Source organism: Streptomyces sp. NPDC007917, from assembly GCF_042959105.1.
Taxonomy (GTDB): Bacteria; Actinomycetota; Actinomycetes; order Streptomycetales; family Streptomycetaceae; genus Streptomyces.
In genome coordinates this window covers 1-16,378 of sequence record NZ_JBIBKK010000045.1, presented here as the reverse complement: position 1 = coordinate 16,378, position 16,378 = coordinate 1, and the positions used below count along the sequence as shown (strand labels likewise).

The window sequence follows — 16,378 nt, the reverse complement described above, 5'->3', positions numbered from 1 at the left end:
ACGGAGACGGTCGTGCTCGACGGCGACCCGAGCCGGCCGGAGGCGCTGACGTTCTGGGAGGGTGAGCGCTACATCGTGGCTGCCGAGAACGGTGTCGTCCCGGTGTGCGGCGCAAACGGGGCTTCGAACGAGACCGTCGACGAGTTCCGCCAGGCATTCGGGAAGTAACGGAAAGCAACTGCACGTTGCGGCGCCAGCGCAGTACCGTGTCGGGCCGTACGAGCAGCCGTAACTGTCGCAGGACGTGCCGTGGCAGCCGGTGCAGCAGCAGCGCCGCCAGGAACGCCTGATCGCCGGGCATGAACCGGATCTTTTCCTTGCCGAGTTGGCGTTCCCGTGCGGGACTGGAGAGGCGACCGGCCGCCATGTGAGCACTATCCACGAGGCCGGCTTCGCTCCGGCACCAAAGGGCTGTCCATCCGCCCAGCCCGGCCATTCGATCGGCTTGACCTGCGGCGTTCATCCATGAAGTCCTGCGAAATATTTCGGCGTTGCTCGCGAATCTTGCGAGAGGTATTGACGCCGCTCACCGGTCTCCTACCATCCAGATTGCTCGACACTTCGATCCTTGTTCGACATCTCGGACATGTAGAGCCGCTCCACCCGCACAGCAGGGCACCTCCGTCACGCCCACCGAAACGGCCGAGCCGCAAGGAGCATGCCGCTCATGCAGATGTCATGGCTTCATCAGCTCTCCCGTCGTCGTGCGCTGGGGACCGCCACCGGCCGCATTCAGGGCCTCACCTCCACCGCCACGGTCCAGCTCGACCGACGACGCTCGGAGTCCGACACGGGCCGGTGCGTTTCGCAGCGGCCCGAAGGCGTAGGGCGCCGCCGGTGTGTCAAAGGGTCCTGCGGGACCGGGTAGCCGCAAGGGGTCGGTCCGGTGCCCACGGACCGCTGCGAGCCGCAACCACATCGACAGTCCGGACAGCCTCTGACGGGGCCAACCGGAACCGCTCACTCAAGAATCAAGAGGTCCTCATGCGCAGAGGAAGTTTTAGCCGCAAACGTCTGTCTACGATGCTCGCCGCCGCGGTTGCGGCCCTGGGCTCGTTAGCGGCGGCGCTCGTCGCCAACCCAGCTCAGGCGGCCACCAGCGCGTGTTCTCTTCCGTCGACGTACCGGTGGACGTCGACGGGTGTGTTGGCGCAGCCGGCGAACGGGTGGGTCTCGCTGAAGGACTTCACCAACGTCGTGTACAACGGCAAGCACCTGGTCTACGGGTCGAACGTGTCGGGATCGTCCTACGGCTCGATGAGGTTCGCCCCCTTCACGAACTGGTCGGACATGGGGTCGGCCGGCCAGGCCGGGATGAACCAGTCCGCGGTGGCCCCCACGCTGTTCTACTTTGCACCCAAGAACATCTGGGTGCTGGCGTACCAGTGGGGTCAGTGGCCCTTCATCTACCGCACCTCCAGCGACCCCACCAACCCCAACGGCTGGTCCTCGCCACAGCCGCTGTTCACCGGGAGCATCTCCGGCTCCGGCACCGGCCCGATCGACCAGACCCTGATCGGTGACGGTCAGAACATGTACCTGTTCTTCGCCGGTGACAACGGCAAGATCTACCGGGCGAGCATGCCGATCGGTAACTTCCCGGGTAACTTCGGCTCGTCGTACACGACGATCATGAGCGACACGACGGCCAACCTGTTCGAGGGGGTGCAGGTCTACAAGGTTCAGGGCCAGAACCAGTACCTCATGATCGTGGAAGCGATGGGTGCGAGGGGGCGCTACTTCCGCTCGTTCACGGCCTCCAGCCTGAACGGTTCGTGGACCCCGCAGGCCAGCAGCGAAAGCAACCCCTTCGCGGGCAAGGCCAACAGCGGTGCCACCTGGACCAACGACATCAGCCACGGTGACCTGGTCCGCAACAACCCCGACCAGACCATGACCGTCGACCCCTGCAACCTGCAGTTCCTCTACCAGGGCAAGTCCCCCTCCGCAGGCGGTCCCTACGACCAACTGCCCTGGCGGCCGGGTGTCCTTACCCTGCAGCGCTGACCTGCCTGATCCACGGTGATCGCGATGTGTGCGGTCTACCGGCGCGTAGACGAGCGGTTTACGGCGTGGGCAACGTCCACCTGCTGACCGCCCGATACTCACCGCCTCGAGGAACCCCAAGCCCGCGCCGGCTGGGGTTCCTCTCCTTTGTGAACGTTCATCGCGGGTACGGAGGCTTGCCGACATGTCATCCGCCCTGGTGGGAGGTGGTGCGCGCGGTGTACGGGAGGTCGACCGGAGAAGTCGCCCGAGCGGGCGCTCTCGTGAGGGTGGAGCTCACCGCGGCACGAGGATCGACCGTGCTGCTGCGACTGGCCTGTTTGGGCGTGGCGAATGTGTTCGCCACGCTGCGCCTGCTACCGATGCATGATCGGGACAACACTGTCGGGAGACTCGCCTTGCGCCGCCAGGCTCACCGACGTGGAGGAGAAGATCACCGCGCTGGACGTTGTCCGTACACGGCTCATCGAAGTACTGGCCCAGGCCCAGCGGCCGCGTTGGCCGCAAACGTCCGCCGGGATTGGTCACGCGGCTTTGCCTCGTTGCGATTTCGGCGTCGTGCACAACCGGCTCCGCGGCATGGTCGGGAGTAGTCCCATCGGCAGACGGCGGCGTTTGACCAGCGGCGATGAATAATCGAGCCCCACAGGTCTGATCCAGGCAAAACATGGGATGGATCGGGTTCCGAATCGGCGAGTCATGCCTATTGACAGTGTGATGACCCTGTGGGATCACTATGCGACATGGGATGTCTCGAGTGTTCCCTGTGAGTGCTCGCGGGCCCGCTGACGGGAGCGGTCGACGCCCCCTCTGAACACCCTCTGACAGGCACGGCGCTCTCTGTCCCCTTCCCCGCATATCCAAGGAACAGAATGCAGCCTTTATCCGCTCCGCCCCGGAGCCCCGCGGCTCGTGGACCACGCTTACCGGCCGCCGTCGCATGCGTGATGGCACTGCCGACCCTGTCGCCGGCGTCCCGGCCGGCGTCAGCGTCAGCGGCACCCCTGGTGAGCTCGGCGTCGGGGCGGTGCCTGGACGTCAAGGGCAACGTCGACACGCCGGGAACGGGGTTGGACATCCGGGACTGCAACGGCCAGGTCAATCAGGCGTTCGAGTTCACCTCGGCGAGCTGAGGACGATGAACTGCACCCGGCGCGTGGACGCCTACGCCGACCGGACGGCTCCGGAAGCCCCGGTGGTCATCCGGTGGTGCGACGGGCGGGCGGCGGCCCAGGCGTGGCGACAGAACTCCGAGGGGTCCGTCACCGGTCTCCGATCCGGATTCTCCCTGGACGTCTACGGCGCCGACGGCAACGCGGGCCGGCAACTGGACCAGTGGCGTGCAAGAACGCGCCGGGCACCAACCAGGACTTCATCGTCCGCTGACCACACAGCCATCGGGTCCTGCGGCCGGACCGCCACCCCCGGCCACGGGACACCTCCGACCTGCGAAAGGAACCCACCGTGTCAGCATTCAGACGGCTGTTACGGCGCCTGCGCGCCTCGACGGCCGTGTTCGCGGGCCTCCTCCTGACCGCCGGCGGCATCGTGGGCACGGTCGCCGTGCCGGCCCAGGCCGCCACCTCCATCACGATCAACGGCGCCTCCGGCGGCCGGACCTTCGACGGCGTCGGCGCGATCAGCGGCGGGGGCGGCAACAGCAGACTCCTGATCGACTATCCCGAGCCCGAGCGCGCCCAGATCCTCGACTACCTGTTCCGGCCCGGCTACGGCGCCTCCCTGCAGATCCTCAAAGCGGAGATCGGCGGTGACACCAACTCCACCTCGGGGGCCGAACCGAGCCACCAGCACACCCGGTCCGACCTGAACTGCGACCGGGGCTACGAATGGTGGCTGATGGAGCAGGCCAAGGCGCGCAACCCCGACATCAAGCTGTACGGGCTCGCCTGGGGCGCGCCCGGCTGGATCGGCGGTGGGAACTTCTGGTCCACCGACATGGTCAACTACGCGCTCTCCTGGCTGGGCTGCGCCAAGCAGCACGGACTGAGCATCGACTACCTCGGCGGGTGGAACGAGCGGGGCTACAACGTCTCCTGGTACCAGCAGCTGCGCGGCGCGCTCAACAGCAACGGCTACGGCAACGTCAAGATCGTCGCGGCTGACTCGGACTGGACCGTGGCGGGCGACATCAACTCCAACCCGGCGTTCGCCTCCTCGGTGAGCGCCATCGGCACGCACTATCCCTGCGGCTACCGGTCGTCACAGTCCAACTGCTCCGTGCCGTCGGCCGCCATATCGTCCGGCAAGCCGTTGTGGGCGAGCGAGAACGGCTCGGACGACTACAACGGGGGAGCGCAGGCCATGGCCCGCGGCATCAACCGCGGATACATCGACGGACGCATGACCGCATACCTCAACTGGCCGGTGGTCGCCGCGCTCACACCCAACCTGCCGTACCCCACCATGGGCCTCGCCCTGGCCTCCCAGCCCTGGTCCGGTGCGTACTCGATCGGCAAGAACACCTGGGTGATGGCGCACACCAGCCAGTTCACCGCCCCGGGGTGGCACTACCTCGACTCCTCCAGCGGCTACATCGGCGGCAACCGCAACAACGGCAGCTACGTCTCGCTGAAGTCCACCAACAACTCCGACTACTCCACGGTCATCGAGACGATGGACGCCGGCAGCGCCCAGACGCTGAACTTCAACGTCACCGGGGGGCTGTCCACCGGGACCGTCCACGTCTGGTCCACCGACGTCAGGTCCGGCAACCCGGCCGACCACTTCGTGCACAACACGGACATCACCCCGTCCGGCGGCGGTTTCAGCCTCACCGTCCAGCCCGGCCACCTGTACACCGTGACCACCACGACCGGACAGGGCAAGGGCACCGCCACCGGTCCCGCCAAGAGCGCGATGAAGCTGCCGTACAGCGACTCCTTCGACGGCAACGCCACCGGTACCGAGGCGAAGTACCTCATGGACTGGCAGGGCGCCTTCGAGACGGTGGGCTGCGGGGGCGGCCGCAGCGGCAAGTGCGTGCGCCAGATGAGCCCGCAGAAGCCGATCACCTGGGACTCGCTGACCGATCCGCACGCCCTGCTCGGTGACGTGGGCTGGGGCAACTACACGGTCTCGTCGGACGTGATGCTCGAACAGCCCGGATACGCCGAGCTCATCGGCCGTGCGGGCGCACACGACTACGACCGTGGCGGAGGGCAGAACGCCTACCGCCTGCGGGTGAGCGACACCGGGGCCTGGTCGATCCTGAACACGAACACAGGCGGCACCGTCTCCACCCTGGCCCGCGGCACGACCGCCGCGCTGGGCACCAACCGTTGGCACACCCTGGGCCTCATCTTCTCCGGCACCACGATCACCGCGGTCATCGACGGTGCCACGGTCGGTTCCGTGAACGACAGCACCTGGGCCGCCGGACAGATCGGCTACGGGACCAGCCAGGGCGAGACGGCTCAGTTCGACAACCTGTCCATCACTCCGGGCAGCGGCGGGAACGACGGTACGACCGGCGCGATCGTCGGCGTGGCTTCCGGCCGGTGCGTGGACGTGCCGAACCAGTCGCACACGGCCGGCACGCAGGTGGCGCTGTGGGACTGCAACGGCGGCAGCAACCAGCAGTGGACGGACACCTCGGCCGGTGAGCTGCGGGTCTACGGCAGCGTCTGCCTGGACGCCGCGGGCCAGGGCACCACCCCCGGCACCAAGGTGGACATCTGGGACTGCAACGGCGGCAGCAACCAGAAGTGGACGCTGCACGCCGACGGCACGATCACCGGTGTCCAGTCCGGCCTGTGCCTGGACGCCACCGGCGCGGGCACGGCCAACGGCACCCTGCTGCAGCTGTGGACCTGCAACGGCAGCAGCAACCAGAAGTGGACGCGCGACTGATCCGGTGACGGGCTGAACGACCTCCCGCACCACCTCCGTCATCCCCCCGAGAGGCACCCATCCATGTCTTCATCCTCCCTGCCGCTCAGCCGGCGCCGACTGCTGGCGGCGGCCGGCGCCGCGACGGCCGTCGGTCTGCTGCGGTTCGCCCCCGAGGCCGCCGCGACCGACGGCCCCGCGAGCTACACCCCGAGCTGGTCCTCCGTGGACCAGCACCCGCCGGCCCCGGCGTGGTTCCAGGACGCCAAGTTCGGCATCTACTACCACTGGGGCGTCTTCAGCGTCCCCGCCTTCGGGAACGAGTGGTATCCGCGCAACATGTACATCGGCGGCTCGGCCGAGAACCGGCACCACATCGACACCTACGGCGACCCCTCGTCCTGGCCATACCACAACTTCATCGACGGCGCCCGCGACAGGGCCGGCAACTACGTGCAGTTCGCCCCGAAACTCGCGTCCCAGGGCGGCAAGTTCGATCCGGACGCCTGGGCGCGGCTGTTCAAGGCCGCGGGCGCCAAGTTCGCCGGACCGGTCGCCGAGCACCATGACGGCTTCTCCATGTGGAACAGCCGCTCCAACCCGTGGAACTCGGTCCAGCACGGCCCCCGACTCGACCTCGTGGGCTTGCACGCGCAGGCCATCCGCGGGCAGGGGCTGAAGTTCATGGCCTCGCTGCACCACGCCTACCACTTCAACGGCTTCTTCGACCACGTGCCGTCCCAGTCCGACCCGACGCTCCGCGTCCTCTACGGCCAGCAGGGCTCGGCCGCGGAGAACAAGCTCTGGTACGACAAGCTGATCGAGATCATCGACGGCTACCAGCCGGACCTGGTCTGGCAGGACTTCGACCTGAACCTGGTGCAGGAGTCCTACCGGCTCCAGTTCCTCGCGCACTACTACAACCAGGCGGTCTCGTGGAACAAGGACGTGGTCGCGACCTACAAGGACGGCCTCAACAACAAGGGTGAGGTCTTCGACTTCGAGCGCGGCGGCCCGGCAGGGCTGCTCACCCCCTACTGGCTGACCGACGACAGCATCTCCTCCTCCAGTTGGTGCTACACGGTGGGCATCGGCTACTACTCGACGCAGGCACTGCTCCACTCGCTGATCGACCGGGTCAGCAAGGGCGGCAGCATGCTGCTGAACATCGCTCCGATGGCCGACGGCACCATCCCCTCGGGGCAGCAGTCCATCCTGCTCGCCATGGGCGACTGGCTCGGCCGCTTCGGAGAGGCGGTCTACAACACCCGCCCCTGGGCCAGTTACGGCGAGGGCCCCACCAAGATGGGCGGAGGTTCGTTCAGCGGACCGGTGGCCGGCAAACCGCAGGACGTCCGGTTCACCCGCAGCCGGGACAACAAGGTCCTCTACGCCACCGCGCTGGGCTGGCAGGGCGGCACGATGACCATTACGACGCTGAACTCGAACCAGATCAACCTCAGCAGCCTCACAGGCGCCAAACTGCTGAACAACACCGCCGGCACCTACATCGACCTGCCCGCACCGGCCCAGGACGCTTCCGGCCTGCACCTCGCCATGCCCTCGTCCAACCCGCCGTTCAGCGCCCTGGCGTACACGGTCAAGCTCACCTTCTCCGGTGAGATCCCCGTCCTGGGCGCGCCGGGCGGCTCCACGACCTGGGTGAAGATCGCCAACGTGACCAGCGGACTGACGCTCGACAGCGGGGGCAACGTCGCCTCCGGATCCAGCCTCAAGCAGTGGAACTACGACGGGAGCACCAACCTGCAGTGGCAGCTGATCGACCTCGGCAACGGCTACTACCGCATCATGAACCGCACCAACGGCATGGCCGCCGACAGCTGGGGCAATTCCGCCAACGGGGCTCCCGCCCGCCAGGAGGCGTGGAACGGCGGCAACAACCAGCAGTGGTCATTCAACAGCCTCGGCGGCAACCGCTACCAGATCGTCAATCGGGGCACCGGCACCGCCCTTGACGGCAGCGGCAGCACCACGGCCGGCTCCACCACGGTGATGTGGTCGCCGAACCCCAGTACCAACAACGCATGGACCATCACCGCCGTCTGAACCGACCCCGACGCTCCCTGTCCATCCTTCGACCACGGAAGAAGGAGTGTATGAAACGCAAACCGCTCTTCATAGCCATCGTGGCTGCGGTACTTCTCGTCCTGTCAGCCGCGGGGACCTCGTTCAGCAGCGGCCCTGGCGCGCCCGCGTCGGCCACGACCACCGACGCCGTCCGGGCGACCGCCGGCTGCGGTAAGGCCCCCACGCTGACGAGTGGTACACACACGATTCAGAGCGGCGGCCAGACGCGCAGTTACATACTGCGGGTTCCTGCCGGCTACGACATCAACCACCCCTACCGGCTGATCTTCGGTTTCCACTGGCGGGGCGGCACGGCCAACGACGTCGACTCGGGCGGCACGGACGGGTACAACTGGTCCTACTACGGCCTCCGGCGCCTGGCGGACAACGCGAACAACAGCACGATCTTCGTCGCCCCCCAGGGCATCGGCAACGGCTGGGCCAACTCCGGCGGCCAGGACGTGGCCTTCGTCGACGCCATGGTCAGCCAGATCGAATCAGCTCTGTGCGTCGACACCACCCAGGTGTTCTCCGCCGGCTTCAGCTACGGCGGCGCGATGTCGTACGCCCTCGCCTGCTCCCGGGCGACGGTCTTCCGCGCGGTCGCGGTCTACTCCGGCGCGAACCTCAGCGGGTGCAACGGCGGTACTCAGCCCATCGCCTACATGGGTCTGCACGGCATCAGGGACAACGTGCTGCCCATCTCGTCGGGGCGGGAACTGCGCGACACCTTCGTCCGGGCGAACGGCTGCACCCAGCAGAACCCGCCCGAGCCGGCCTACGGAAGCCTGACACACATCATCACCGCCTACTCCGGATGCAGGTCCGGATACCCCGTCGTCTGGGCCGCGTTCGACGGAGCGGGCCACGACCCCGGTCCCATAGACGGTTCCACCGGTGACGGATGGCGCACCTGGACGTCGGCAGCGGTGTGGCAGTTCTTCACACAGTTCGGCTCGGACTCGCCACCGTCCGGCGGCAACCAGGAGATCGTAGGGCAGCAGTCGGGGCGCTGCCTCGACATCAACAACTCCACCACGGCCAACGGCACGCAGGCACAACTGTGGGACTGCAACGGTGGCTCCAACCAACGGTGGACCTACACCGCCGGAAAGCAGCTGGTTGTCTACGGCAACAAGTGCCTGGGCGTCGGCCAGGCAGCGGGCAACGGCACCCCGGCGGCGATCTGGGACTGCAGCGGGCAGGCAGACCAGCAATGGAACATCAATCCCGACGGCACGATCACAGCAGCGCAGTCGGGACTCTGCCTGGATGCCAGCGGCCAGGGGACCGCCAACGGGACGAAAGTCCAGCTATGGAGTTGCGCGGGCGGTGCTAACCAGCGCTGGCGCCTGGTGAACTGACAGGCCCGGGGCCAGGCACGGCACCGTGCGGGCCTGGCCCCACAGACCTCGACGCACGCCAAGCCGGATCCGCGCAGGCGCACTGCATAGGGCCGGGTCAGCCGCGCGTCTGCCCCGAGACGTCGAGCCGTGGCTTTGCCGCCATCAACGAGTGGTTGTGACGTACTGGTCCGACGACAACTCGAACACCCGGACTCGCCGACCGCCGGTGGGATTGACGGTCTCACGGACCGGACGCATCCCCAGTTTGGTCATGATCCGTTCGGAGGCGTCGTTGCCCACTTGAGCGATGCTGACGATCCGCTCCAGCCTTCGCTCTTCGAACCCGAACCGTACAGCGGCCGCAGCGGCCTCAGTGGCCAAGCCCTGCCCCCAGTGGGAACGTCCCAGCCGCCAGCCGACCTCAACCGCCGGCAGTACCTCCGGCAAGAAGGCGGGCACCGAAAGGCCGGTGAACCCGGCCAGCTCGCCAGTGGACCGGATCTCCACGGCGAACAGGCCGAAGCCCTGTGACTCCCACTCGCTCTCCCATGCCTGGATCCCGTCGCGAGTCTGCTGTTCGTCACGGACGCTGCCGTCACGGATCCACCGCATGACCTCGGGGTCGGCATTGATGGCAGCCATGGGCGCAACGTCTTCCTCGCGCCAGCGACGCAGGATCAAACGGGGAGTCTCAAGCGTGACCATCCAATCATTGTGGATCACAAATGGGCTCTCCACCATCCTCACCAGGCACTTTCGACACATGCCCTACGTCATGTTCCTGATCATCCCACTGGATTTCTTCGGCTATCCGACGCTGTACTTCTCCCTCGCCAACATCGCGCTGTGGTCCGGCGTCGGCTTCAACATGGTGGTCATCTACACCGCGCTGCGGTCCATCCCGCCCTCGGTCTACGAGGCGGCCCCGCATCGACGGCGCGAGCGAACTGCAGATCGCTCTCCGCATCAAGGTCCCCCTGGTCGCGCCCGCCTTCGTGCTGACCGGCCTGTTCTCCGTCATCGGCACCTTGCAGTTGTCCAGCGAACCGGCCACGCTGCGGCCGAGCCCCCTGGGGTCCACCAGCGTGAACGCGCACGCATCGGGGTGCCTCTGATGGGATTCTTTCTCCTGGTCGCGGTCGTGTTAGCGGGACGTTAGCGGGTCGGCAGTGTTGCGGTAGTGCCCCCGGCCAGAGTTGTTGTCGTACCGACCAGACGACGACACCGACCTCTCCGGGGGACCCGAAATGCGCTCCAACACCACTGCCCGCACCGCCCGCCGTCGCACCTTCCGCGTCGCCGCCGCCGCCCTGACCGCGGCGGCCGCCCTGACCCTGACGGCCTGCAACGGCGATGAGAAGGCCGCGGGCCAGGCCGACACGGCCCCGAGCAGTTCATCCTCCGGCGGTGCGCAGGGTTCCGACGCCAAGGGCAAGGGAGGCTCGGAGGCAGGCGGCGGGCAGGACGCCACCGACGGTGCGGCGAAGGGCGGGGGAAAGAGCAAGTTCTGCCGCACGAACGACCTGATCATGGAGGCTGTGGACAGCTCGCCCGATGAGAAGGTGGGTGAGGTCACCGTTCAGATGACCAACAAGGGTGCGAAGACCTGCTCGGCGACGGGCTTCGCGGGCGTCGACTTGAAGGACATCGATGGCACGTCCGCCCCTGTCCATCGCGGCGGTGAGCAGCCCCGCATCACCGACCTGAAGCCCGGTGACACCGCCACCTTCAGCATCTCGTACGAGGTCGACTTCAGTGGCGACAGCCTCGCGTCCCCGACCAACATCATCGTGACGCCGCCCAACGAGACCCACAGCGTGTCCCTGAAGTGGCCCGCGGAGGCGCTGAAGCTGGCCGGCCCGTACGACGACAAGATCCAGGTCCACCCCGTCGGCATAGCCAACTGAGCACCGCGAAGTCGGCCCTGTGCTGGTGAAAGCACAGGGCCGACTTCGCGCGGTCCCGTAGCTTGATCAATATCGATGAGTTCGGGAGTCACCATCACGGCCGGGCGAGGGGAGGGACTGACTCATCGGCGGATGACTTGAGTTGCCTCCGTCGCCGCTCTTCCTCGGCGATGCGGTCGGCGAGTACGGCTTGGCCGATGTATGGGTCGACGGCGGCGAGGACCAGGCGCTGAAGCTCGGTCGGGTCAAGCGCCACGACCTCCCACCGCACCGGCTGGCCCAGGTCGAGCCCGTACCGGCGTGCGAAACGGCCGTCATCGCCGACGAACGGCGCCAGCGGCGAGCATGCGCGGCCCGCGTCGGAGGAGCCGCCGCCTTCCTTAACCGCTGGCCCGACTGGTCAGAAGCAGCGCCTGGGGCTTGCGGTGTGTTGCGCGGAGCTCCCCCAGCCGGGAGGCTGGGCGGGAGCGGTGCCGTTCCCTCCGGTTGTCGGTCAACGCCGACGCGCTGGAACACCGCCCACCCGCCGTCGGCAGGACACCGTGATCCGTTCCTTCGCCTGCCCGGATGGACTTTTCGGCACTCGCAACGGCACCCCCGACGCCTACCGCTCCACACTGAGCAGCCTCGAGGGCCACTGCGCCGTGGTGGGACGCGATCCGCAGGACATCCGCAAGTCGGTGACCTTCCGAGCGGTCCTCGGCGAAGACCCACGCGAGGCCGAGGAGCGCGCCGAGGAACTGCGGCGGCGCATCGGAGCCGACTCACCCGTCTGGTCGGAGTACGTGGTCGTCGGCACACCCGAGCAGTGCGTCGAGCGCCTGCTGCCCTACCTCGCCCTCGGTGTGCGGGACTTCCTGCTCGGCGCACGCCCGCCGGTCGACTGGCGCACATGCGAACTCTTCGCCCGGCATGTCGCACCCGCTCTCCGGGCCCACCGGGCCGGCCGAGACCACGGCCGGCCCCGTCATGTCACGACCGGGGCCGGCGCCCGACAAACCCCGTGTAGGCGCGTCCGCGCGGCGAATCGCGATTTCATCGCCCTTTCAGCGCCCCGCGCCAGGATGAGCGTTCACCCAAGGTGGACCACACCACCAACACTCCGACCAGACAAAGGGGGGTGCTCTGGCATGAGCCCATCCAGGCCACACGCCTTCTACCGGGCACTGACTGTCCTCATAGCCGCGCTCGGTGTCACCCTGGGCCTCACCGCCCAGGCCGGCGTCGCGCAGGCCGCCGACGACTGCTCCGGTCTGTCCTGTCTGACGTTCACTTCGGTCAACAGCGGGCTGAACCTGGACGTTCAGAACGGCAACACCGGCGATGGCGTCTACATCGTCACCAACGCCGCGCCGGGCTACCACCAGAAGTGGGAAGCCCGCCTTCAGGGGCCCGACTCGTCGTTCACCATCGTCAACGACGCGACAGGCAAGTGCATCGAGACGGGCCTCCCGCTCAAGCAGCAGCCCTGCTCCGGCGCTTCCGCGCAGCGCTGGTACTTCCAGCCCGTCAACGGCACCACGGACACGTTCATGATCCGTAATGCCGGGGACAACAAGTGCGTCGACGTGGTGCTCGGCGCGAAGTACAACGACGCCTGGACGCAGAGCTACGGCTGCAATGGCAGCAAGGCTCAGCAGTGGAAGATCCCGGGCAGCGCCGGCGACGCGGTGCTCAAGGCTGCGGTCGACTACGCCTCGAACCGCTGCCAGAAGGACGGCTCCACGTGCTCGTGGACGAAGGGCACCCAGGCCCCGGCCGAGCCGCTCCCAAAGAAGTGCGTCTCTCCGGTCTGGTACAACGGCACCGAGGCGCCGGTGCCGTGGACGTTCTCGCTGAACACCTCCACCGGCTGGTCGAGCCAGCTCGGCGTGTCCTTCACCTCGACCGTCGGCGCGGGTGGTGCGAGCCCTGTCCAGGCCAGCGTCAGTCTCACCCTCAGCGGCCAGGTCAGCTACAACCTGCGCGAGGATCTCGGCAACAGCCTGACGATCAGCGTTCCGTCGCACCAGTACGGGTGGGTGGCGCTGTCGGAGCTGGCGACGAAAGTGACCGGTGAGTGGACCTTCGACGCGAACGGGTTCCCGTGGAAGGCGCAGGACACCGTCACCGTTCCGCTGAAGAGTGACGACCAGGGCCGGTCCAGCATCTATCTGGCCCAGACCAGCCCGGACTTCACGACCTGCAACAGCTGAACCAGAAAGAGACCAGAACGAGGGGGGGCTCGCACGGTCGTGCGGGCCCTCTCTCGTGCCGCTCCCCGGTCCGCTGGTCGGGATCCCCGGGCAGCGCCACCGTCTGGTGCGGGACCGGGGCGCGGAGCCGGGTGGCGAGCTGCGGCGGGTGCACGAGGCGGTGCAGCGACACGATCAACCCACCATGGTCGCAGCTCTCTGCACGCCGGGTGGGGCGTTTGACCAGTAGCGATGAATAACCGACCCCACACGACCGCGGCATGACCGCGCTGACCGTCCCCGAGATCCAGCGCCTTCTCACCGTGATCACACGGCGAATACAACAGGTTCATGAAATGACTGTGCGTATCAGGCTGCGAGTCCGACGGCCGTATCAGATCGGTTACGCGCGCAACGCCTGCGACAGCGCGTCAACGGTCACGCCCACGATAGCCAGGAGCTGCGCCGGGCTCGCCCCGGCCCTGCTCATGACGGCGAGCGACTGGTTCACAGCCGCCGCGTGTACAGCGAAGGCCTCGGCGCCCTGGTCGGTCAGTCGGCCGGCCTTCAGTGCGGCGCGCAGGCGCAGGCGCTGGAAGCCGAGCGCCTGCTTGGCGTGCGCTGCGACGCTCGGACTCAGCACGGGAATTGCCATGGCTGACTGGGCAATCAGGCATCCATCAGGCAGTTCGGGATCGGCGATGCGCTCGAGGGTGACGTCGAAGAACGCACGAACAGCGGCAACGGGTTCCGAGGCTGCACACGACAGGGCGGCGTCGTACTTCTCGCCATAGCGCGCGGCGTAGAGATCCAGGCAGCGCAGGAAGAGCGTGTCCTTGTCGCCGAGGGAGGAGTAGATGGAACTGCGGTTCAGGCCGGTTGCCCGAGACAAATCATCCAATGAGGTATCGGCGTAGCCGTCGCGCCAGAACTGGATCATCGCGGCGTCGAGCGCCGTGTCCATGTCGAACTGCTTCTTGCCTGCCACGCGGCACTTCCTTGCCGATGCGTCGATGGTTCGGACTGTGTTGCGCACCATTCTATCTTGAACTAATCAGTTCAAGATGTGTTAGCCTTCAAAACCTGACACCGATGGAGGACCCCCGTGACCGGCCCGGCAACCAGCACTCCGCATGTCTCCGAAAGCAACCCCATCCGCGACCTGCCCCTGCAGCATCTGGCCGGATTCACTCACCGCTGGGTCGACGCGGACGGCGTCCGCCTTCATGCCGTCGAAGGCGGACGGCCGAGCGGCCCGGCCGTCGTCCTGCTCGCCGGATTCCCGCAGACCTGGTGGGCCTGGCGAAAGGTGATGCCCGGCCTCACTCACCGGTTCCGCGTCATCGCGATCGACTTGCCGGGTCAGGGCCACTCCGAGCGTCCGGAGCGCGGCTACGACACGCACGCGGTCGCCGCGCACGTCCACGCCGCCGTGAAGGCTCTCGGAGTGTCGACTTACTCCCTGGTCGCCCACGACATCGGCGCCTGGGTCGCTTTCTCCCTCGCCCTCAACTTCGAGAGTCACCTGCGCGGGGTCGCTCTGCTCGACGCCGGAATTCCCGGTATCACTCTCCTGGAGGCGATTCCCACCGACCCGGATCGAGCGTGGAAAACCTGGCATTTCGCGTTCCACATCGTGCCCGACTTGCCCGAGACGCTGCTTGCCGGCCGCGAACGCGAGTACGTCGGCTGGTTCCTGAAGGCGAAGGCCCTGTCTCCCGACACGTTCGACGACGCCGAGCTCGACCACTACGCGGCGGCCATCGCCGTCGACGGCGGCCTGCGCGCTTCCCTCGCGTACTACCGGGACGCCGCGGAGTCAGCGCGTAAGAACCGCGAGGCGCTCAAGCGGCGACACCTGACTGTGCCGATCCTCGGAGTCTCCAGCAGTCACGGCTCCGTTCCGGACATGGCCGCCTCCATCAGCCCTTGGGCCGACAACACCACCCGAATCATCGTGCCCGACGCTGGACACTTCATCCCCGACGAGCAGCCCGAAGCTATCGCTGCCGCGATAGCCGACTTCATCGCCGCCGACGACTGACACCCGTCGAACCTACCCGACCGCGCTGCCCAAGGCCGCGCGAAACTCAGACCACGAAGTCTGACTGCCGTACTGGCTGGGCAGGGGGCTATTCGCCCGGCAACCGGCGCCCCAAGATGCCAGCCGGCTCGTGGGCCACGCCGCGAGCGAGTAGTGGCTCACGCCCGCCTGGCGCTTCGATCAGCGCCTACAGGCGCGCCTCGTCCATGCGCTGACCAACCGGGCGCGGGGCGCCACGGGTCAGGCAGCACCGAGGAATGTGTCCCCCGCCTCGGTGTCGTCGGGCAGGCGGGTCAGGCGGACCGCCATGGAGGGACGGCCCGGCAGTTGCACGCGAACGCTGGTGCCCGCCGTCACGCCGACACGGTCGATCGTCATGGCCCACGTGTCGATCACGAGCGCGCCTTGCTCCCCGCCTCATCACGTCCGTACAGATCTGCGGATCACCGAGGCACGACTGTCGCCCGGGTCCCCGGCGTGGCGGGTCAGCCGCGTTCCGCGAACACCTTTACGGCCCACGGACCGAGTTCGACGATTGGTCGGCCTCGTAGGCGAGCCAGGAAATGCTCCTGGGGACCTAGGCCCTGATCACCGGCCAGGTGCCGGGGGTCGAGCGTGGATCCACACGCTGCCTGAGGTCGCGCCGGCCGACGTGGTCACCCGGGCCGACTTCGACCCGACCGCGGGAAAGGGCTTCCTGACGGTCACGGCTGCGACGACCGGGCAGAAACAGGTCGGCTGATGCGCCTGTCGCAGCACTGGTGCCGTGACAGGCGCCGCGCTCTCCCGTCAGGACAGGCAGCCCACGTGGGCGAGTGCCTGCTTGAGCAGGACTCCCTGGCCGCCCGGCATCTCGTTCTGCACCAGGGGCGACGCGGCCTCTTGCGGGCTGAACCAGACCAGGTCCAGGGCGTCCTGGCGGGGGCGGCAGTCACCGGTCACCGGGACGATGTAGGCAAGGGC

At 67.5% G+C, this 16,378-nt stretch carries 13 protein-coding genes and 1 pseudogene; 10 read left to right on the top strand and 4 right to left on the bottom strand.

Going from position 1 to position 16,378, the window contains the following annotated elements:
- Nucleotides 1–12: 12 nt before the first annotated feature.
- The 6 genes from ACFZDL_RS45410 to ACFZDL_RS45385 all read left to right on the top strand — a co-directional run bounded on the left by ACFZDL_RS45410 (nucleotide 13) and on the right by ACFZDL_RS45385 (nucleotide 9,308).
- Entirely contained in the window at nucleotides 13–168 is a 156-nt protein-coding gene (locus tag ACFZDL_RS45410) for a hypothetical protein (RefSeq protein WP_353596643.1), read from the top strand.
- Nucleotides 169–837: 669 nt separating this feature from the next.
- Nucleotides 838–2,007 (top strand): non-reducing end alpha-L-arabinofuranosidase family hydrolase, encoded by a 1,170-nt coding sequence (locus tag ACFZDL_RS45405; protein WP_391194407.1) that lies wholly within the window; start codon nucleotides 838–840, stop codon nucleotides 2,005–2,007.
- A 1,007-nt stretch (nucleotides 2,008–3,014) separates the two neighbouring features.
- On the top strand, nucleotides 3,015–3,140 hold the full coding sequence (locus ACFZDL_RS45400) for a hypothetical protein (RefSeq protein WP_353596645.1): 126 nt from the start codon (nucleotides 3,015–3,017) through the stop codon (nucleotides 3,138–3,140).
- A 331-nt stretch (nucleotides 3,141–3,471) separates the two neighbouring features.
- Nucleotides 3,472–5,877 (top strand): ricin-type beta-trefoil lectin domain protein, encoded by a 2,406-nt coding sequence (locus tag ACFZDL_RS45395; RefSeq protein ID WP_353596646.1) that lies wholly within the window; start codon nucleotides 3,472–3,474, stop codon nucleotides 5,875–5,877.
- A 63-nt stretch (nucleotides 5,878–5,940) separates the two neighbouring features.
- Nucleotides 5,941–7,923, top strand: coding sequence for an alpha-L-fucosidase (locus ACFZDL_RS45390; RefSeq protein WP_353596647.1), 1,983 nt, complete (start codon nucleotides 5,941–5,943; stop codon nucleotides 7,921–7,923).
- Between the two features lie 50 nt (nucleotides 7,924–7,973).
- On the top strand, nucleotides 7,974–9,308 hold the full coding sequence (locus tag ACFZDL_RS45385) for an RICIN domain-containing protein (protein ID WP_353596648.1): 1,335 nt from the start codon (nucleotides 7,974–7,976) through the stop codon (nucleotides 9,306–9,308).
- Between the two features lie 144 nt (nucleotides 9,309–9,452).
- Here ACFZDL_RS45385 and ACFZDL_RS45380 read toward each other — a convergent pair whose 3' ends face one another.
- A complete protein-coding gene (locus ACFZDL_RS45380) occupies nucleotides 9,453–9,995 on the bottom strand; it encodes a GNAT family N-acetyltransferase (protein WP_353596649.1) in 543 nt (180 codons plus the stop codon).
- A gap of 112 nt (nucleotides 9,996–10,107) precedes the next feature.
- On the opposite strand from ACFZDL_RS45380, the pseudogene ACFZDL_RS45375 reads away from it, so the two are divergent.
- From ACFZDL_RS45375 to ACFZDL_RS45365, 3 genes and pseudogenes are all read left to right on the top strand, one after another.
- Nucleotides 10,108–10,354: pseudogene (locus tag ACFZDL_RS45375) on the top strand (carbohydrate ABC transporter permease); the annotation flags it as partial.
- Between the two features lie 183 nt (nucleotides 10,355–10,537).
- Complete coding sequence (locus tag ACFZDL_RS45370) at nucleotides 10,538–11,197, top strand: DUF4232 domain-containing protein (RefSeq protein ID WP_391194390.1); 660 nt, start codon at nucleotides 10,538–10,540, stop codon at nucleotides 11,195–11,197.
- A 542-nt stretch (nucleotides 11,198–11,739) separates the two neighbouring features.
- Nucleotides 11,740–13,392, top strand: a complete 1,653-nt coding sequence (locus tag ACFZDL_RS45365) for an RICIN domain-containing protein (protein WP_353595561.1) — start codon at nucleotides 11,740–11,742, stop codon at nucleotides 13,390–13,392.
- Between the two features lie 382 nt (nucleotides 13,393–13,774).
- Here the strand turns inward: ACFZDL_RS45365 and ACFZDL_RS45360 are convergent, their stop codons facing one another.
- A complete protein-coding gene (locus tag ACFZDL_RS45360) occupies nucleotides 13,775–14,359 on the bottom strand; it encodes a TetR/AcrR family transcriptional regulator (protein WP_353595562.1) in 585 nt (194 codons plus the stop codon).
- Between the two features lie 117 nt (nucleotides 14,360–14,476).
- On the opposite strand from ACFZDL_RS45360, the gene ACFZDL_RS45355 reads away from it, so the two are divergent.
- A complete protein-coding gene (locus ACFZDL_RS45355) occupies nucleotides 14,477–15,415 on the top strand; it encodes an alpha/beta hydrolase (RefSeq protein WP_353595563.1) in 939 nt (312 codons plus the stop codon).
- Between the two features lie 240 nt (nucleotides 15,416–15,655).
- On the opposite strand, the gene ACFZDL_RS45350 is transcribed toward ACFZDL_RS45355, so the two are convergent.
- Both ACFZDL_RS45350 and ACFZDL_RS45345 read right to left on the bottom strand, forming a co-directional pair.
- On the bottom strand, nucleotides 15,656–15,811 hold the full coding sequence (locus ACFZDL_RS45350) for a DUF5605 domain-containing protein (RefSeq protein ID WP_353595564.1): 156 nt from the start codon (nucleotides 15,809–15,811) through the stop codon (nucleotides 15,656–15,658).
- A gap of 393 nt (nucleotides 15,812–16,204) precedes the next feature.
- Nucleotides 16,205–16,378 (bottom strand): DUF4916 domain-containing protein (locus tag ACFZDL_RS45345; protein WP_353595573.1); only part of this gene is annotated, 174 nt, incomplete at its 5' end.

Bases quoted from the DNA above. Each gene is read 5' to 3' on its own strand.
- ACFZDL_RS45370 (WP_391194390.1), top strand. From the start codon at position 10,538: ATGCGCTCCAACACCACTGCCCGCACCGCCCGCCGTCGCACCTTCCGC.
- ACFZDL_RS45390 (WP_353596647.1), top strand. From the start codon at position 5,941: ATGTCTTCATCCTCCCTGCCGCTCAGCCGGCGCCGACTGCTGGCGGCG.
- ACFZDL_RS45380 (WP_353596649.1), bottom strand. From the start codon at position 9,995: ATGGTCACGCTTGAGACTCCCCGTTTGATCCTGCGTCGCTGGCGCGAG.
- ACFZDL_RS45385 (WP_353596648.1), top strand. From the start codon at position 7,974: ATGAAACGCAAACCGCTCTTCATAGCCATCGTGGCTGCGGTACTTCTC.